The sequence below is a fragment of the Pseudomonas petroselini genome (assembly GCF_045037875.1).
GTDB classification, from domain to species: Bacteria; Pseudomonadota; Gammaproteobacteria; order Pseudomonadales; family Pseudomonadaceae; genus Aquipseudomonas; species Aquipseudomonas petroselini.
In genome coordinates, this window is record NZ_CP173614.1 from 1,180,769 (window position 1) to 1,198,155 (window position 17,387).

Annotated in this window: 9 protein-coding genes and 1 pseudogene; 3 read left to right on the plus strand and 7 right to left on the minus strand. The window is 61.8% G+C overall.

Annotation, left to right across the window (positions count from 1 at the left end; all coding sequences use genetic code 11):
• Positions 1–2: 2 nt before the first annotated feature.
• From selO to ACI512_RS05580, 5 genes and pseudogenes are all read right to left on the minus strand, one after another.
• Complete coding sequence (gene selO / locus ACI512_RS05560) at positions 3–1,466, minus strand: protein adenylyltransferase SelO (protein ID WP_236380124.1); 1,464 nt, start codon at positions 1,464–1,466, stop codon at positions 3–5.
• Positions 1,467–1,514: 48 nt separating this feature from the next.
• Positions 1,515–4,898, minus strand: coding sequence for a mechanosensitive channel MscK (gene mscK, locus ACI512_RS05565; RefSeq protein WP_236380125.1), 3,384 nt, complete (start codon positions 4,896–4,898; stop codon positions 1,515–1,517).
• Between the two features lie 50 nt (positions 4,899–4,948).
• Positions 4,949–6,691, minus strand: a complete 1,743-nt coding sequence (locus tag ACI512_RS05570) for a potassium/proton antiporter (protein WP_012721847.1) — start codon at positions 6,689–6,691, stop codon at positions 4,949–4,951.
• Positions 6,692–7,025: 334 nt separating this feature from the next.
• Positions 7,026–7,898 carry a methyl-accepting chemotaxis protein gene (locus ACI512_RS05575; RefSeq protein WP_405121882.1) on the minus strand — a complete coding sequence of 291 codons (873 nt, stop codon included), beginning with the start codon at positions 7,896–7,898 and terminating at the stop codon, positions 7,026–7,028.
• Positions 7,899–7,928: 30 nt separating this feature from the next.
• A pseudogene (locus ACI512_RS05580) lies at positions 7,929–8,651 on the minus strand (MCP four helix bundle domain-containing protein); the annotation flags it as partial.
• Positions 8,652–8,928: 277 nt separating this feature from the next.
• On the opposite strand from ACI512_RS05580, the gene ACI512_RS05585 reads away from it, so the two are divergent.
• Positions 8,929–9,159: a hypothetical protein gene (locus tag ACI512_RS05585; protein ID WP_012721849.1), complete on the plus strand. Its 231-nt coding sequence runs from the start codon at positions 8,929–8,931 to the stop codon at positions 9,157–9,159.
• Positions 9,156–9,449, plus strand: a complete 294-nt coding sequence (locus ACI512_RS05590) for a cell division protein ZapA (protein ID WP_012721850.1) — start codon at positions 9,156–9,158, stop codon at positions 9,447–9,449. The genes ACI512_RS05585 and ACI512_RS05590 overlap by 4 nt, the downstream gene beginning before the upstream one ends.
• On the opposite strand, the gene ACI512_RS05595 is transcribed toward ACI512_RS05590, so the two are convergent.
• Both ACI512_RS05595 and putA read right to left on the minus strand, forming a co-directional pair.
• Complete coding sequence (locus ACI512_RS05595) at positions 9,446–11,248, minus strand: acyl-CoA dehydrogenase (protein ID WP_236380127.1); 1,803 nt, start codon at positions 11,246–11,248, stop codon at positions 9,446–9,448. The genes ACI512_RS05590 and ACI512_RS05595 overlap by 4 nt on opposite strands.
• Before the next feature lie 142 nt (positions 11,249–11,390).
• Positions 11,391–15,344 (minus strand): trifunctional transcriptional regulator/proline dehydrogenase/L-glutamate gamma-semialdehyde dehydrogenase, encoded by a 3,954-nt coding sequence (putA, locus tag ACI512_RS05600; protein WP_012721852.1) that lies wholly within the window; start codon positions 15,342–15,344, stop codon positions 11,391–11,393.
• A 459-nt stretch (positions 15,345–15,803) separates the two neighbouring features.
• Here putA and putP point away from each other — a divergent pair, with 459 nt between their 5' ends.
• Positions 15,804–17,288 (plus strand): sodium/proline symporter PutP, encoded by a 1,485-nt coding sequence (gene putP, locus ACI512_RS05605; protein WP_236380128.1) that lies wholly within the window; start codon positions 15,804–15,806, stop codon positions 17,286–17,288.
• The last annotated feature ends 99 nt before the right edge of the window (positions 17,289–17,387 follow it).

The following is a 17,387-nucleotide window of genomic DNA, read 5'->3' on the forward strand; positions in this document are numbered from 1 at the left end:
TTTTACGACGAACAACTAATCTCCAAATGCTTGCCCCAATCCGGAGGCCGCTGCGCGTATTGCTCCATCCCCGCTTGTTCCTCGAACGGCTTGGACAGCACCTCATGCAACCGCCGCACTTCGCTGTAATCCCCTGACTCGGCGGCAGCGATAGCGTTCTGCGCCAGGTAGTTGCGCAGGATGTACAGCGGGTTCACCGCATGCATCCGCGCACGGCGTTGTTCTTCGCTGTGGTCGCCATCCCGTTCAACGCGGGCCTTGTACTGCTCGGCCCAGGCATCAAACCCGGCCAGGTCGACAAAGTCATCGCGCAGACGCGTCACCGCCAGCGCCGCGGGCTCGTCCCCCAGGCGCCGGAAGAACAGCGTGTAATCCACGCCGCTGTTCTGCATCAGCTTCAATAACCGCTCGACCAGCTTCTGGTCATCGTCTTCGGCGGTGGTCAGCCCCAGCCGTCGGCGCATCAGGTCCAGGTAATTGGCCTGGTACAGCGGCAGGTACAGGCCGAGCGCTTCCTTCAAGGCATCAACGCTGATGAACGGCGTCAGCGCCTGCGCCAGGGCGCTGAGGTTCCACTGGCCGATCGGCACCTGGTTGCTGAAGGAGTAACGCCCCTCGTGGTCGGAGTGGTTGCAGATGAAGTGCGCGTCGAAGTCGTCCAGGAACGCAAACGGCCCGAAGTCGAAGGTGATACCGAGGATCGACATGTTGTCGGTGTTCATCACCCCGTGGCAAAAGCCATAGGCCTGCCATTTGGCGATCAGTTCGGCATTGCGCTCGACGATTTCGCGGAACATGGCCAGGTAGGGTTCAGGCTGTTCGCGGCATTCGGGGTAGTGCAGGTTCAGCACGTGTTCGGCCAACTCGGCCTGCTGCTCGGGTTTCTTGGTGTAGTAGAAGTATTCGAAATGGCCGAAGCGGATATGGCTGTGAGCCATGCGCAACACCATGGCGCCGCGTTCCTGCTTCTCGCGCCACACGGGCGTGTCGGAACCGATCACGCACAATGCGCGGCTGCTGGGGATACCCAGCGCGTGCAGCGCTTCGGACGCCAGGAACTCGCGGATCGACGAGCGCAACACGGCGCGTCCATCGCCCATGCGTGAGTAAGGCGTCATCCCGGCGCCCTTGAGGTGCAGGTCCCAGTGTTCGCCGGCCTCGTTGTACACCTCGCCCAGCAACAACCCACGGCCATCGCCCAGTTGCGGGGTGTAGCCACCGAACTGATGCCCGGAATAGACCATCGCCCGCGGCTCGGCTTCGGCCCACAGCTTGTGCCCACTAAACAGCTCGGCGAATACCGGCGTTTCAGCCACCGCCGGGTCGAGGTCGAGCAACGCCATGGCAGCGTTACTCGCCACGACCAGGCGCGGCGCGTCGAGGGGCTCGGGCAGTACGTGGGTTGAAAACGCGTCGCCCAGGCGTGCGAAGCGGTTGTCGAAGGTCAGTTCGTCGAGGGCTTTCACCGGCCATCTCCAGCAGAATGTCCGAGCATTCTGCTGGGGATAGCGCGGTTAGTCGAGTTTGCTCGGCGGCGGTTCCGGCGCGTCATCAACTTTGCTGGCTGGCGGCTCGGGGGCGTCCTGCTCCGGGGCCGGCCCAGCGATGGTCTTGCGATCATCCTCGACCGGCACCAGCTTGTACTCCTGACCGTGCATGTTCTTGAGGTACACCTCCATCTGCCGGAACGAGATGTTGATGTGCTGTTTCTTGAATTCACGGTTGATGTAGCGGTTGACCTCGTCCAGCACCGGGTTGCGGTCACCCAGGTCACGCACGTGCATGCGCAGTTCGTGGTCGAGGGTACTTTCGCCAAAGTTGAGGAAGTACACGTGCGGTTCGGGTTCTTTCAGTACCCGTGGGTTCTCCCTGGCGGCCTTGAGCAGCAGCTCCTTCACCAGGTCCAGGTCGGAGCCGTAGTCCACGCCGAGTTTCAGGGTGACCCGCGTGATGGTGTCGGTCAGCGACCAGTTGATCAGTTGCCCGGTGATGAAGGTCTTGTTCGGGACAATGATGTCCTTGCGATCAAAGTCGGTGATCGTGGTGGCGCGGATGCGGATCTTGCTCACCGTGCCCGACAGGTTGCCGATGGTGATGGTGTCGCCGATGCGTACCGGGCGTTCGAACAGGATCATGATGCCGGAGATAAAGTTGGCGAAGATCTCCTGCATGCCGAAGCCCAAGCCCACCGACAGTGCTGCCACCAGCCATTGCAACTTGTCCCAGCTCACGCCGAGGGTCGACAAGGTGGAGACAAAACCGACGCCGGCAATCACGTACGACAGCAAGGTGGTGGTCGCGTAGGCGCTGCCCTGGGCCAACTCCAGCTTGGACAGCACCAGCACCTCCAGCAGGCCGGGCAGGTTGCGCGCCAGCGCGAAGGTAATACCGATGATGATCAGCGCACCGAGCAAGTCGCCGATGCTGATGGGCACCATGCTGATATTCGCGCCGGTGCCGCTGGTGTATTCGTAGAGGGTGACGTTGTCGAGGTAGGAAAACACCGAGATCAAGTCCGACCACACCCAGTACAGCGCTGCGATAAATCCGCCGAGCAGGGCCAGGCGGATCAGGCGCATGGACTGTTCGTTGACCTGCTCGATGTCCAGGGTCGGCTCTTCGATCACCGCTTCACCGTCGCCAGCTTCCTTGGCGGCCTGGCGTTTGGCCAGGGCGCGCGCATAAGCCAGGCGCCGGGCGGCAACGCCCAGGCCGCGCACGAAGGTGGCTTCGATCACCAGCCAGAACATCAGCAGGTACAGGGTGTTGATCAGCCGGTCGCTGAGCTTGAGCGCGGTGTAGTAATAGCCGAAGCACACGGCGATAAACAACGCGACGGGCAGTGCGGTGAATAACAGGCCCACGGCCTTGCGAAACAGCGAGGCTTTTTCATGGGTCGGGCTATGCAGCAGCAAGCGACCCAGCAGCCAGGCCATCAGCGCATAACAGGTCAGTACCACGCCGATGCCCAGCACGTCGTCGGCGAGCGCCGCCGGTTGGTGCTCGGCAATCGCCACCACGGCCACCAGCGCGAGCACCACCAGCCCGAGCTTGCGCACCCAGCCTTGTAGGAATTCGACCTGGGGTTTTTCCCAGCGGAAGTGCAGTTCGGCCACGCCGCCTGGCGCCAGGATGCGGTAGGCGGTGTAGAACACCAGCCACGCCTGGGCGATCTGCAGCAATGCCGCGCCCAAGTTGGCGTTTTGCCCCCGGGCGTCGATCTGCAGCGCGTAACCGCACAGCGCCAAGCCCAGGGACACCGGCATCGCCAGCAGGATATTGATCAGGATGGCCTGCGGCGTGTGCCATTGGCTGTCGCGCTTGAAGTGACCGATGTCCAGGTGGACCTTGTTCAGGCGCTGGTACAGGGCTTTGCGTCGCCACAGCAGCGCGCCGATCAACAGCAGCAGCGGCAGGAACAGCAGCGGGCGTTGGGTCAGGCCGTCGTACAGTTCGCTGACGCTGGACGCCCAGGGCAGGGTGGTGACTTGCTTGCTCAGGTGCGCCGGGACGGTTTCCAGCCACTCGGTATCCAACGGCTTGTTGCTGGGAATCCAGAACATCTGCTCATCCAGCGTCGCCCGCAATGTCGTGGCAGTGCTGAGCAGTTGTTTCTGGTTCAGTTGCAGGGTGATGGACTCGTTGAGCAGCGCGCTCAGCTCGCGGCTCAGGCGCTCCAGCAGGTCGCTGCGGGTGATCGCCAGTTCCAGCAAAGTACGGCGCAGTTGCGGGGTGACGTCTTCCGGCGATTGGTTCGCCAGCAAGTTATCCACATAGGCACTGGGCGAGCTGATCAGCTCGCGCTGCTGGTTGACCTCGAACTGGTACAGGCGAATGTTGGCGATATCGTCCGCCAGGTCGCGGTCGACCGTCAGGCGCGGCAAGGCCTGCTTTTGTTTGTAGAGGATCTTCGACAGCAGCAGGCTGCCTTTGAGCACGTTGATCTGCTCGTCGAGGGCCGAATCGCTCTGGGTTACGGTGTCGAGCTGCTGTTTGGTCTGCAGGTTTTTCTGGGTCAGGTCGTTGAGGCGGTCGGTGCTTTTGAGCAGGTAGTCAGACAGTTTCAGGTTGGCCGCGCTTTCCGTGGCCAGCAGGCTGCTGCCGCCGGCCTTTTGCGCTTCGATGGACTGTTGGGTCACGGTCTGCTGGGACTGGGCCAGGCGCTTCTGGTTGATCAGGGTCTGCAGGTCTTGGATCTCTTGTTCCAGGCGCGCGGTCTTTTCCATCACCAGGTCGTGCTGGCTGTTGCCCAGGTCTTGCAGTTGGCTGTTGCCGGCCAGTTCCTGGCGGCGCAGCGGGATCAGCGCATTGAGGGCCGCGAGTTCGGCGTTGAGCTGGTTGCGCTGGTCGCCGCTGAGGGATTTACCGTTGTCTTTGCCGGCCTTGAGGATCGAATTGATCTGCTGGATACGCGTCTGGCTGCTGCTGATCTCGGTCTGGGCGCGCTCCGGGCGAGTCTGGGCAGCGATGGACAGGCTGTTGGCGTCGGCCAGTTCTTTCTGCAGGTCGCCTTGCTGAGTGCTGCGCTGCACCAGTAATTGCTCAAGCTGCGGCACCGGCAGGCTGGCGTAGCGCTGGGCGACCGGGATGATTTTGGTGGCCTTGAGCCGGGTCAGCTCGCGCTGGTTCTCGACGGTCTGGCGCGGCGCATCTTCCAATTGGCGCTTGAGATCGACCAGCCGCTGCTCGTAATCCTGCTTGTTGCCGAGGTAGGTCAGGGTCTGTTGCAGAATGGTCTGCAGCGCCTTCATGTCGGCATCGGGCAGCTTGCGGTCAGGCAGCTTGTCCAGGGTTTGCTGGATGGCGTCGGCGCTGGGCGGGTCGGCCGCGTGAACGGTGCCGATACAAAGAGTCAAGCTCAGCAGGGCAGTGGCGAGAAAAGTGCGCAGGGTTGGCATAGAGACCGGTCGAGCAAGGTGAAGAATCGGGGGCGTCGTCGCCCCGCAGTTTAGAGGAAGAGTCCGGGGCCCGGGCGACTTCCTTCGGGGAATCTGACGCCGACTTTGCCAATCTTGTTCCCGTCCATGACCGCGACGGTCCAGATGGTGTTGTTCCACTCCACCTGGTCGCCGACGACTGGCGCCCCCCCCACTTTCTGGGTGATGAAGCGGCTCAGTGGCATGTCCGGGTCGATGCCTTCCAGCTTCAGGCCGTACAGGGCGGAAACCGCGCCCAGCTGGGCGTCGCCTTCGAGCACGAAGTCGCCGAAGAAGCGTAAATCCAAACCGCGTTGCGGTGCCTGGCTGAACAGTTTGCCGAGGGCCGGCAGGTTGTGTTCGTGGCCGATCACGCAGAGCAAATCGCCGACTTCCAGCACGGTACTACCCGACGGATGGAGCAGTTGCTGGCCACGGAACAGCGCGGCGATCCGCGTGCCTTCAGGCATTTTCAGTTCGCGCAGGGCTGCGCCGATGCACCATTTTTCCGCACCGAGGCGGTAGACGAACAGCTCCCACTCGCTGGTGACATGCACTTCCAGAGCTGCGCGGGAAATCGGCGCCGGGTCCGGCGGTACGGTGACCTTGAGCAGCTTGGCCACCCACGGCAGGCTGGTGCCCTGCACCAGCAGCGAGACCAGCACGATAAAGAACGCCAGGTTGAAGTACAGCTGCGCATGCGGCAGCCCGGCCATCAGCGGGAACACTGCCAGAATAATTGGTACCGCGCCGCGCAGGCCGACCCAGGCGATAAAGGCTTTTTCGCGGCCGTGGAACGCCTTGAATGGCAGCAGGCCGACCATCACCGACAGCGGCCGCGCAAACAGGATCATCCACAGCGCCAGGCCCAGGGCCGGCAGTGCGATAGGCAGCAAGTCGTGGGGTGTAACCAGCAGGCCCAGCACCAGGAACATGCCGATCTGCGCCAGCCAGGCCATGCCGTCGAGCATATGCAAAATGCCATGACGGCTGCGCACCGGGCGGTTGCCGATCACCAGGCCGCACAGGTACACGGCGAGGAAGCCGCTGCCGTGCAGGGCGTTGGTCACGGCAAACACGAACAGGCCACCGGCGATCACCAGGATCGGGTACAGGCCGGTGGCCAGGTTGATACGGTTGACCATCTGCAGCATCAGCCAGCCGCCACCCAGGCCGACCACGCCGCCGATGCCGAACTCGCGCACCAGGTGCGTCAGCAGGCTCCAGTGCAGGCCGGTCTGGCCGCTGGCGAGCATGTCGATCAAGGTGACGGTGAGGAACACCGCCATCGGGTCGTTGCTGCCGGATTCGATTTCCAGGCTGGCGGTGACCCGTTCGTTCAGGCCCTTGCCGCCGAGCAACGAGAACACCGCCGCAGCGTCCGTGGAACCGACAATCGCGCCGATCAACAGGCCCTGGATGATATTGAGGTCAAACAGCCAGGCTGCCGCCATGCCGGTGAGGCCGGTGGTAATCAACACCCCCACCGTGGCCAGCGATAAAGCCGGCCAGAGTGCCACGCGGAAACTCGCCACCCGCGTGCGCAGGCCGCCATCGAGCAGGATCACTGCCAACGCGAGGTTGCCCACCAGATAGGCGGTTGGGTAGTTATCGAAGATGATGCCGCCGCCATCGACGCCGGCGACCATGCCCACGGCCAGGATGATCACCAGGATCGGGATGCCCAGGCGGGACGACAGAGAACTTACCAGAATGCTCGCACTCACCAGCAACGCGCCGATCAAGAACAGGCTGTTGATGGTCGTCGCATTCAAAGGCAGTACTCCATGAGCAAACAAGACAGGGCGCAAACTGACCATGCAGTCTGCGTGCCAGCGATTCTAACCTGTTGAATTGCTGCGCTGTCAAAAAGCTTTTTATGATTCACAGGGAACCGAATGTGGCAGGGCGCTTGCTGTGTTGGGCAGGCCTGTTGTGATGAGCAGGGCTTGTTGTGGTGAGCAGGCTTGCCCTGCGCTGGGCTGCGAAGCAGCCCCAAAACCATTCACCGCGGTCTATCTGTAAAAATGAGGTGTGACGGTTGGGGCTGCTTCGCAGCCCAGCGCAGGGCAAGCCTGCTCACTACAAACTTTTCTGGTGGGGTGTCAGTTAGAGCTGGAAGCGTCCTACCATCCCGTTCAGATCCACCGCCAGGCGCGACAACTCGCTGCTCGCCGCACTGGTCTGGCTGGCGCCGGTGGCCGACTGTACCGACAAATCACGGATGTTCACCAGGTTACGGTCCACTTCCCGCGCCACCTGCGCCTGCTCTTCTGCCGCGCTGGCGATGACCAGGTTGCGTTCGTTGATCTCCACAATCGCGGTGTTGATGGTGTCCAGTGACATCCCGGCGCCTTTGGCGATGTTCAGTGTCGATTCGGCGCGTTCGGTGCTGTTGCGCATCGAGTCCACCGCGTGCTCGGTGCCGGCCTGGATGCTGCCGATCATCCGTTCGATTTCGCTGGTCGACTGCTGGGTGCGATGGGCCAGGGCCCGCACTTCATCGGCGACCACCGCAAAGCCACGGCCGGCTTCACCCGCACGGGCCGCTTCGATGGCGGCGTTCAGGGCCAGCAGGTTGGTCTGGTCAGCCAGGCCGCGAATCACGTCCAGCACCTTGCCGATATCGCGCGACTCATTGGCCAAGTCGCCAATCAGTGTTGCGGTCGCTTGTACGTCGCCGCTCATGCGTTCGATGGCGCTGACGGTTTCTTGCACCAAATCACGGCCATCCCCGGCGGAGGTGGTGGCGTTGCGCGAAGCTTCGGACGTGCTGACCGCATTGCGTGCGACTTCTTCGACGGCACTGGTCATCTCGTTCACCGCCGTGGCGGCTTGTTCGATTTCGTTGTTTTGCCGGGTCAGGCCACGGGCGCTTTCGTCGGTGACCGCGTTCAGTTCTTCGGCGGCCGACGCCAACTGGCTGGCGGAACCCGCGATGCGTTGCAGGGTGTCGCGCAGTTTGTCCTGCATCTTGGCCATGGCCGCCAGCAGGCGTCCGGCTTCGTCGTTGCCGTCGACCTTGATCGGGCGGGTCAGGTTGCCTTCGGCCACTTCTTCCGCCGCTTCCAATGCCAGGGAAATGGGCAGGGTGATGCTGCGGGTCAGCCGCCAGGCGAACAGCATCGTCAGTGCCGTGGCGATAATCAGCAGGCCAATCACCCAGTCGAAGGCCATGTTGTACTGCTCTTCGGCCTGTTGATTGGTGGCAAGGGCGGCCTTGTTGTTGTAGTCCAGCAGGCGGTTGAGCACGGTGTTGACCTGCTCGGAGTTGCTCAACAGCTCGGTGTTGAGCAGGGTGCGCAGCTCTTCGACCTGGTTGGCGCGCGACAGGCTCTTCATGCGCGCTTCAATCTGTTGGTACTGGGCAAGCAGGCGGGTGTATTCGTCGTAGATCGAGCGCTCCTCACTGCTGTCGATCAGTTTTTCGTAAGTGCCCTGAGCGGCGCGGATCTGCTGGTTGCGCAGTTCGAAGGCTTCCAGGGTCTTTTGCTGAACGTCCGGCTCGCGGTTGGTCAGCAAGCGATAGGACAACACCCGCAGGCGCAAGGTGAGTTGGGTGAAGTCATCAAGGGCGCGGATGCTCGGGACGCTGGACAGGGTGATGTCTTGGGTGGCGCCACGGATCTTGCTCATCTGATTCAGCGCGAAAATACCGAGAAGCAGCATCAATGCGCCAATAAACGCGAAGCCGAGGAAGGCCCTCGGGGCGATATTCATATTACGAAGCGACATGCGGGAATCCTGGGGGAGAGCGCGATCCGTGCGGCCATGAGACGGTCTGTGCCTCTCTATCGGTCGTACGACTAAAGTCTAAAGGAGCCTGTGCGGTTTTGTCGCATCTGACGAGGGGTTTGGCCGATTCAGGAACCAGATCGGGTAAATGCAGTCACTAAGGCTCGAAAGTGCGGCCCGGCCCTTAAAAAACGGGCTGCGCGCCGGGGATAACCCTGGCATCCGAGGTGAATTTTCTTTATCGTCACCGCCCTTTGAAAAAGCCCGAGAAATCAAAATGTTAGAAGCATCCCTCAGCCAATTGGAACAACTGGTCAGCGACCTCGTACAGCAGAATCAGGACCTGTTGGGCAGCAACGAATCCCTCAAGGCCGAACTGGCGCGTGCCAAGGATGAGAACGACAGCCTGCAACTGAACCTCATGGAGCAGGAAGAAAAACACGGCGCGACCGCCGCGCGTATCCAGGCGCTGGTTGAGCGTGTGAGCGCAGGGCCTGTCAGCGCATGAGTGAAGGGATAAAGGTCGTTTCGATTCTCGGAGAGGATTACTCGATCAAGGCACCGGCCGGCGAAGATAAAACCCTGATGCACGCCGTGACCCTGCTCAAGGCCTCCCTGGCCAACACCAAGAAAAAGTACCCGACCCTGATCGGTGACAAGTTACTGGTGCTGGCGGCGCTGAACCTGTGCGCCGAGCAGATCGAAATGCAGCAGGCGCACCAGCAGGAACTCGACCGTTACCAAGAGCAAGTCAGCGCCACGGTCGATGTGATTTCCAAGGCGATCGGAACGCCTTAGAACCACTCATCTTGCATACTGAGGCACGTATCATCGCGGGCCTCCAGAATTGCCAGCTCATGATGGCAGCTCGGTACTTCCCAGGTCAGGAAGTATCGGGCCGCCTGGAGCTTGCCTTTATAGAAGGCCACATCGGCCGCCTCGCCCTTGGCCAGTCCTTCTTCGGCGCGAATCGCCTGTTCCAGCCAGCGCCAGCCAATCACCGTATGCCCGAACACCTTCAAGTACAGCGCCGAGTTCGCCAGGCTGCTGTTGACCTTGCCGTGGGCGAGATCCGTCAGCAGGCCGATCGTCACGCTTTGCAGGCGGTTGACCAACTGTTCCAGCGGTTCCCTGAGCAGGCTGAGGCTTGGGTATTCCTGCGCGCGGGCACCGGTTTCGGCCATCAGCCTGATGAGTTGCTTCAAGCCCGCGCCACCGTTCTGCGCCAGCTTGCGCCCAAGCAAATCCAGGGACTGGATGCCATGGGTGCCCTCATGGATCGGGTTCAGGCGGTTATCGCGGTAGTACTGTTCCACCGGGTATTCACGGGTGTAACCGTGGCCACCGAGGATCTGGATCGCCAGTTCGTTGGCCTTGAGGCAGAACTCCGAGGGCCAGGATTTGACGATGGGCGTCAGCAGGTCCAGCAGTTCGTGGGCGTGCTTGCGCTCGGCGTCGGTTTCCAGGGTGGTGGTGTCGTCGAACAGGCGTGCGGCGTAGAGGCCCAGGTCGAAGGCGCCTTCCACGTAGGCTTTTTGCGTCAACAGCATACGTTTGATGTCGGCATGCTGGATGATCGAGACCGGCGCGGTCGTAGGGTCTTTACTGTCGGGCAGACGCCCTTGCGGGCGTTCGCGGGCGTACTCCAGGGAGTAGAGGTAGCCGGCGTAACCGAGCATCACCGCGCCCATGCCCACGCCGATGCGTGCTTCGTTCATCATCTGGAACATGCAGCTCAAACCTTGGTGCGGCTTGCCCACCAGATAGCCGACACAGTGGCCGTTATCGCCGAAATTCAGCGCCGTGGACGTGGTGCCGCGCCAGCCCATCTTGTGGAAAAGCCCGGCCAGCAGCACGTCGTTGCGCTCGCCCAGGCTGCCGTCGTCGTTGACCAGGAACTTGGGCACGATAAACAGCGAAATGCCCTTCACCCCAGCCGGTGCGTCCGGCAGCTTGGCCAGCACCATGTGCACGATGTTTTCCGACAGCGGGTGATCGCCGCCGGAGATGAAGATCTTGTTGCCCTTGAGTCGATACGTGCCGTCGGCCGCAGGCTCTGCGCGGGTACGAATATCTGACAGCGATGAACCGGCGTGGGGTTCGGTGAGGGCCATGGTGCCGAAGAAACGGCCGTCGATCATCGGTTGCAGAAAGCGCTGTTTCTGATCGTCGGTGCCGAAGCTTTCGATCAGGTTGGCGGCCCCCATGGTCAGGAACGGGTAGGACGTCGAGGCGGCGTTGGCCGACTGGAAATGCGCGAAACAGGCTTGAGACAGCAGCGTGGGCAGTTGCATGCCGCCCGCTTCGAAACTACGCGCCGCGTTGAGAAAGCCGGCTTCGAGGAACGCATCCACCGCCGGTTTCACCTCCGGAATCAGGATCGCCTGGCCGTCTTCGTAACGGGGTTCGTTTTCGTCGTTCTTGCGGTTGTGGGGGGCGAAATACTTCTCGGCGATCGTGCGGGCGGTGCTGATGGCCGCGTCGAAGGTTTCGCGAGTGTGCTCGGCAAACCGCTCGCGCTGGGTCAGGCCCTCGGCATCGAGGACTTCGTACAGCTCGAAAGCCAGATTGCGGGAACTGAGCAGCGTCTCGGACATGGCGGCTTACCTTTGGAGGAATTGGCCTGAGTCTAAGTGCGCGAATAGAAGCTGGATAGCAAGATTGATTTGGGTGATGCACAGGCAAATGTGGGAGGGGGCTTGCCCCCTCCCACATGCCTTACTGCATTCCTTCAGGCAGTTAACCGATAGTCATGAGGCTGGCGTTACCGCCAGCTGCCGCCGTGTTAACACTCAACGCCCGCTCAATCACCAGACGCTCCAGCGCAATCGCCGTCTCGCCTTGCGACAAACCATGCACCCCAACAATCGCGCCACCACGCTGGGCCACTTGCTGGCACACCGCACGCAGCTGGTCGGAATCGCCGTGGTGCAGAACCGCGTCGAACACCACCTCGTCCTTGGTCCAGTCGGCCACGCGCTTGATCTTCGCCTGAATCTCCTTCGGCAGGCGTGGGAACAAGGCCTTGGTCAGGTCGGTTTCCGGCCATACCGCCGAGCCGCCGACGGCCAGCACCGCCGCCAGTTGAGTCAGCAGGTCGCCTTCCACGTCCGCCAGGCACAGCACGTGCTCGCGGGGCAGGATGGCGTAGCTGTTGCGCTCGCCGGTCGGGCCGGCCAGTTGGCGGGTGATGCCGCTTTGCGATTGCGCGGCGAACTGGCTGCACAAGGCGCTCAGTTCGCTGAGCTTATTGCTGTCGGCCCAGGTGTTCAGGGCGGTCAGCGGTTGGCTCATGGCGTCGCGCAGGCGCACGTCCGGTGCGGCCAATGCGTCGCCGCGTACGAAGGATTGCTCGATGGCATCCGTAGGACGAGTCGACAGCAGGCGATACAGGTACAGCGGGCCACCCGCTTTCGGGCCAGTGCCCGACAGGCCTTCGCCGCCGAACGGTTGTACGCCGACTACGGCACCGACGATGTTGCGGTTCACATAGACGTTGCCGGCATTGACGTTGTCGATCACCTTGGCGATGGTCTCGTCGATGCGCGTATGCACGCCGAGGGTCAGGCCGTAGCCGGAAGCGTTGATCTGGCCGATGAGCTGGTCGATCTCTTTGCGCTTGTAGCGCACCACGTGCAGCACCGGGCCGAAGATTTCACGTTGCAGTTCATCGAAGCTTTCCAGCTCGATCAGGGTAGGTGTCACGAAGGTGCCGCGCTTGATCTCTTCGCCGTCGGCAATCGCCACCTGGTACACGTTGCGGCCTTTGTCGCGCATGGCCTGGATGTGTTTCTCGATGCCGGCCTTGGCTTCGGCATCGATCACCGGGCCGATATCGACGGACAAGCGCTCCGGGTTGCCCAGGCGGCATTCCGCCATGGCGCCCTTTAGCATTTCGATGACGCGGTCTGCCGAATCTTCCTGCAGGCACAGTACGCGCAGGGCCGAGCAACGCTGGCCAGCGCTGTCGAAGGCCGAGGACACCACGTCGATGACCACTTGTTCGGTCAGCGCCGAGGAGTCGACGATCATCGCGTTCTGGCCACCGGTTTCGGCGATCAGCGGAATCGGGCGGCCCTGGGCATCCAGGCGACCGGCGACATTGCGTTGCAGCAGGCGCGCCACTTCGGTGGAGCCGGTGAACATCACGCCTTTGACGCGATCATCACCTACCAAGCGGGCACCGACGGTTTCGCCCTGGCCCGGCAGCAGTTGCAGCACGCCTTCCGGAATGCCGGCTTCCAGCAGGATGCGCACGGCTTGTGCGGCGACCAGCGGGGTTTGTTCGGCCGGCTTGGCCAATACCGGGTTGCCGGCGGCCAGTGCGGCAGCCACTTGACCGCTGAAGATCGCCAACGGGAAGTTCCACGGGCTGATGCACACCACGGGGCCCAGGGGGCGGTGGGCGTCATTGGTGAAATCGTTGCGCGCCTGCACCGCGTAGTAGCGCAGGAAGTCTACGGCTTCACGCACTTCGGCGATGGCGTTGGCGAAGGTCTTGCCGGCTTCGCGGGCCAGCAGGCCCATCAATGGCTGGATCTCGCCTTCCATCAGGTCGGCGGCTCGCTCCAGGATCGCGGCACGTTCGGCGGGCGGGGTGGCCTGCCAGATCGGACCGGCGCTGATGGCGCACTGGATGGCGTTGTCGACGTCTTCGACGGTGGCTTCCTGCACATGGCCGACCACATCACGCAGGTCGGATGGGTTCAGCACCGGCGCCGCCGCTTGCTCGCTGGCGGCGCAACCGAGCATCGGTGCGGCTTTCCAGTTGTTGTGCGCGGTCGCCAGCAGGGCGCAGGACAGCGATGCCAGACGGTGTTCGTTAGCCAGGTCAATGCCGGCCGAGTTGGCGCGGTCTCTGCCGTACAGGTCGCGCGGCAGTGGAATACGCGGGTGCGGCAGGCCGAAGCCGCCTTCCAGCGTGGCCATCTGCTCGATGCTGGCCACTGGATCGGCCACCAGCTCCTGGATCGAGATGGATTGGTCGGCAATGCGGTTGACGAAAGAGGTGTTCGCGCCGTTTTCCAGCAGGCGACGTACCAGGTAGGCCAGCAGCGTTTCGTGGGTGCCGACCGGTGCGTACACGCGGCACGGACGGTTCAGCTTGCCGTCGGAAACCTTGCCGACCACCTGCTCGTACAACGGTTCACCCATGCCGTGCAGGCATTGGAACTCGTACTGGCCCGGGTAATAGTTCTGACCGGCGATATGGTAGATGGCCGACAAGGTGTGGGCGTTATGCGTGGCGAATTGCGGGTAGATGACTTCCGGCACCGACAGCAGTTTGCGTGCGCAGGCAATGTAGGAAACGTCGGTGTACACCTTGCGGGTGTACACCGGGTAGCCTTCCAGGCCTTCGACCTGGGCGCGTTTGATTTCGCTGTCCCAGTACGCGCCTTTCACCAGGCGGATCATCAGGCGATGGCGGCTGCGGCGCGCCAGGTCGATGACGTAGTCGATCACGTACGGGCAACGTTTCTGGTAGGCCTGGATCACGAAGCCGATGCCGTTCCAGCCGGTCAGTTGCGGTTCGAAGCACAGGCGCTCGAGCAGGTCGAGGGACAGCTCCAGTCGGTCGGCTTCTTCGGCGTCGATGTTCAGCCCGATGTCGTATTGCTTGGCCAGCAGCGTCAGCGACAGCAGGCGCGGGTACAGCTCGTCCATCACGCGCTCGTACTGCGCACGGCTGTAGCGCGGGTGCAGCGCCGACAGCTTGATGGAAATACCGGGGCCTTCATAAATCCCACGGCCGTGGGAGGCTTTGCCGATGGAGTGAATGGCTTGTTCGTACGAGGCCAGGTACTTCTGCGCATCACGTTCGGTGAGCGCGGCTTCACCGAGCATGTCGTAGGAGTAGCGGAAGCCCTTGGCTTCGAACTTGCTCGCATTGGCCAAGGCTTCAGCGATGGTTTCGCCGGTGACGAACTGCTCGCCCATCAGGCGCATGGCCATGTCGACGCCCTTGCGGATCATCGGTTCGCCGCTCTTGCCGATGATGCGGCTCAGGGACGAGGTCAACCCCGCTTCGTTATGGGTGGCGACCAGTTTGCCGGTCAGCAGCAGGCCCCAGGTCGCCGCGTTGACGAACAGCGATGGGCTGTTGCCCAAGTGCGGCTGCCAGTTGCCGGTGCTGATCTTGTCGCGGATCAGCGCGTCGCGAGTGCCTTTGTCCGGGATGCGCAGCAGCGCTTCGGCCAGGCACATCAAGGCCACGCCTTCCTGGGATGACAGGGAAAATTCCTGCAGCAGGCCCTGAACAATCCCGGCACGGCCGCCGGCGCTTTTCTGATTACGCAGTTTCTCGGCAATCGACGCAGCAAGCTTGTTGGTGGCTTCGGCCATTGGCGCCGGCAGGCGGGCCTGCTCGATCAGCATCGGCACGACTTCCGGCTCTGGGCGGCGGTAAGCGGCGGTGATCGAGGCGCGCAGCACGGATTGCGGCAGGATGCTTTCAGCGAACTCAAGGAAGCACTGGTGGGCGTGATCCGTCTGGACGTCGCCTGCGTCGTCAGTGCCGTTGCTGCTCAAACCATTGAGTTCAGTCAGGGTTGCACCACCCTCCAGTTTCTCCAGGTAATTGAAAATCGCCTGCTTGATCAGCCAGTGCGGCGTGCGATCAATGGAGGTCGCGGCCGCCTTGAGGCGCTCGCGGGTCGGGTCGTCTAGTTTGACCCCAAGGGTGGTCGTAGCCATTTTGTTATCCTCATGGGTGCCACTACCGAGTGGCATCAGCTGGCCGCCAGATTAGCTTTGCGCATGAATAGGTGCAACCGGGTGCAACCCATTTTGTTCATGAAATTTCTAACGCTTGATCGGAAATAATTTGGCCTTCGACAGAATTCGCTTCGCCCTGGTGCGTTTGCTTCTGAGATCGGCTGTTCTTGCTCCGAAAAGGAGCAAAAACGGGGTGTTTTGCACTTTTCACACCTGGGTGCAACTTATTCTCGCGAAACTGGTTGCACCTTATTTGCTTTGTTGAATAGCATTCGCGGCCAAGGTGCAACCACCTCCACGGGTCGGTTCATCGGCTGACGGCTTTCCTGGGGAAACGTCAGTCATAAATGCGCGGCACGCAGCTACGTCTACCTACTTCCAATGGGTGGCCGTCTGACAGACCGTCGCTACATAAAAACAAAGCCAGGGCGTCACTCTATGAGCGTTAGTAATCCAACCCTGATCACGTTCGTGATCTACATCGCAGCAATGGTGTTGATCGGCTTCATGGCCTATCGCTCCACCAACAACCTTTCCGATTACATCCTGGGCGGTCGCAGCCTCGGTAGCGTGGTGACTGCCTTGTCGGCCGGCGCTTCCGACATGAGTGGCTGGTTGTTGATGGGCCTGCCGGGCGCGATCTACATGTCTGGTTTGTCGGAAAGCTGGATTGCCATTGGCCTGATCGTCGGTGCCTACCTCAACTGGCTGTTCGTCGCCGGTCGTCTGCGGGTACAGACCGAGCACAACGGCGACGCACTGACCCTGCCGGATTACTTCTCCAGCCGTTTCGAAGATAAAAGCGGCCTGCTGCGGATCATCTCCGCCGTGGTGATCCTGGTGTTCTTCACCATCTATTGCGCGTCCGGCATCGTCGCCGGTGCCCGCCTGTTCGAAAGCACCTTCGGCATGTCTTACGAGACTGCGCTGTGGGCCGGTGCTGCTGCAACGATTGCCTACACCTTCGTCGGTGGTTTCCTGGCCGTGAGCTGGACCGACACCGTACAAGCCACGCTGATGATCTTCGCGCTGATCCTTACGCCGATCATCGTGCTGCTGGCTACCGGTGGTGTCGATACCACCTTCCTGGCGATCGAAGCCAAGAACCCTGACAACTTCAATATGCTGAAAAACACCACCTTCATCGGCATCATCTCGCTGATGGGCTGGGGCCTGGGTTACTTCGGCCAGCCGCACATCCTCGCGCGTTTCATGGCGGCGGATTCGGTCAAGTCGATTGCCAAGGCACGTCGCATCTCCATGACCTGGATGATCCTGTGCCTGGGTGGCACCGTGGCCGTGGGCTTCTTCGGTATCGCCTACTTCTCGGCGCACCCGGAAGTGGCCGGTCCTGTGACCGAAAACCACGAACGTGTGTTCATTGAACTGGCCAAGCTGCTGTTCAACCCGTGGATCGCCGGTGTACTGCTGTCGGCCATTCTGGCTGCCGTGATGAGCACCCTGAGCTGCCAATTGCTGGTGTGCTCCAGCGCCCTGACCGAAGACTTCTACAAAACCTTCCTGCGCAAAAACGCCTCCCAGGTTGAGCTGGTGTGGGTCGGTCGCTTGATGGTGCTGCTGGTTGCGCTGATCGCCATAGCCATGGCCGCCAACCCCAACAACCGCGTACTCGGCCTGGTCAGCTACGCCTGGGCCGGTTTCGGCGCCGCGTTTGGCCCTGTGGTGCTGATCTCGGTGATCTGGAAACACATGACCCGTAACGGCGCACTGGCCGGTATCCTGGTCGGCGCGATCACTGTGATCGTTTGGAAACACTTCGAACTGCTGGGGCTGTACGAGATCATTCCAGGCTTTATTTTCGCCAGCCTGGCGATCTACTTCGTGAGCAAGATGGGCGCACCGACGGCGGGTATGGTCGAGCGTTTTGATGCGGCGGAGAAGGACTACAACCTCAACAAATGATTCATCGGGCGTTGAGCGCCTGTTGAGTTGAGAGAAAGGCCCGCGTCCTACGGATAGCGGGCCTTTTTTTGCCTGTGTTTTACGCCGCTCCGAAGAGGA

Bases quoted from the DNA above. Each gene is read 5' to 3' on its own strand.
- ACI512_RS05590 (WP_012721850.1), top strand. From the start codon at position 9,156: ATGAGTGAAGGGATAAAGGTCGTTTCGATTCTCGGAGAGGATTACTCG.
- putP (WP_236380128.1), top strand. From the start codon at position 15,804: ATGAGCGTTAGTAATCCAACCCTGATCACGTTCGTGATCTACATCGCA.
- ACI512_RS05595 (WP_236380127.1), bottom strand. From the start codon at position 11,248: ATGTCCGAGACGCTGCTCAGTTCCCGCAATCTGGCTTTCGAGCTGTAC.
- ACI512_RS05575 (WP_405121882.1), bottom strand. From the start codon at position 7,898: ATGGCCAAGATGCAGGACAAACTGCGCGACACCCTGCAACGCATCGCG.
- mscK (WP_236380125.1), bottom strand. From the start codon at position 4,898: ATGCCAACCCTGCGCACTTTTCTCGCCACTGCCCTGCTGAGCTTGACT.
- ACI512_RS05585 (WP_012721849.1), top strand. From the start codon at position 8,929: ATGTTAGAAGCATCCCTCAGCCAATTGGAACAACTGGTCAGCGACCTC.
- putA (WP_012721852.1), bottom strand. From the start codon at position 15,344: ATGGCTACGACCACCCTTGGGGTCAAACTAGACGACCCGACCCGCGAG.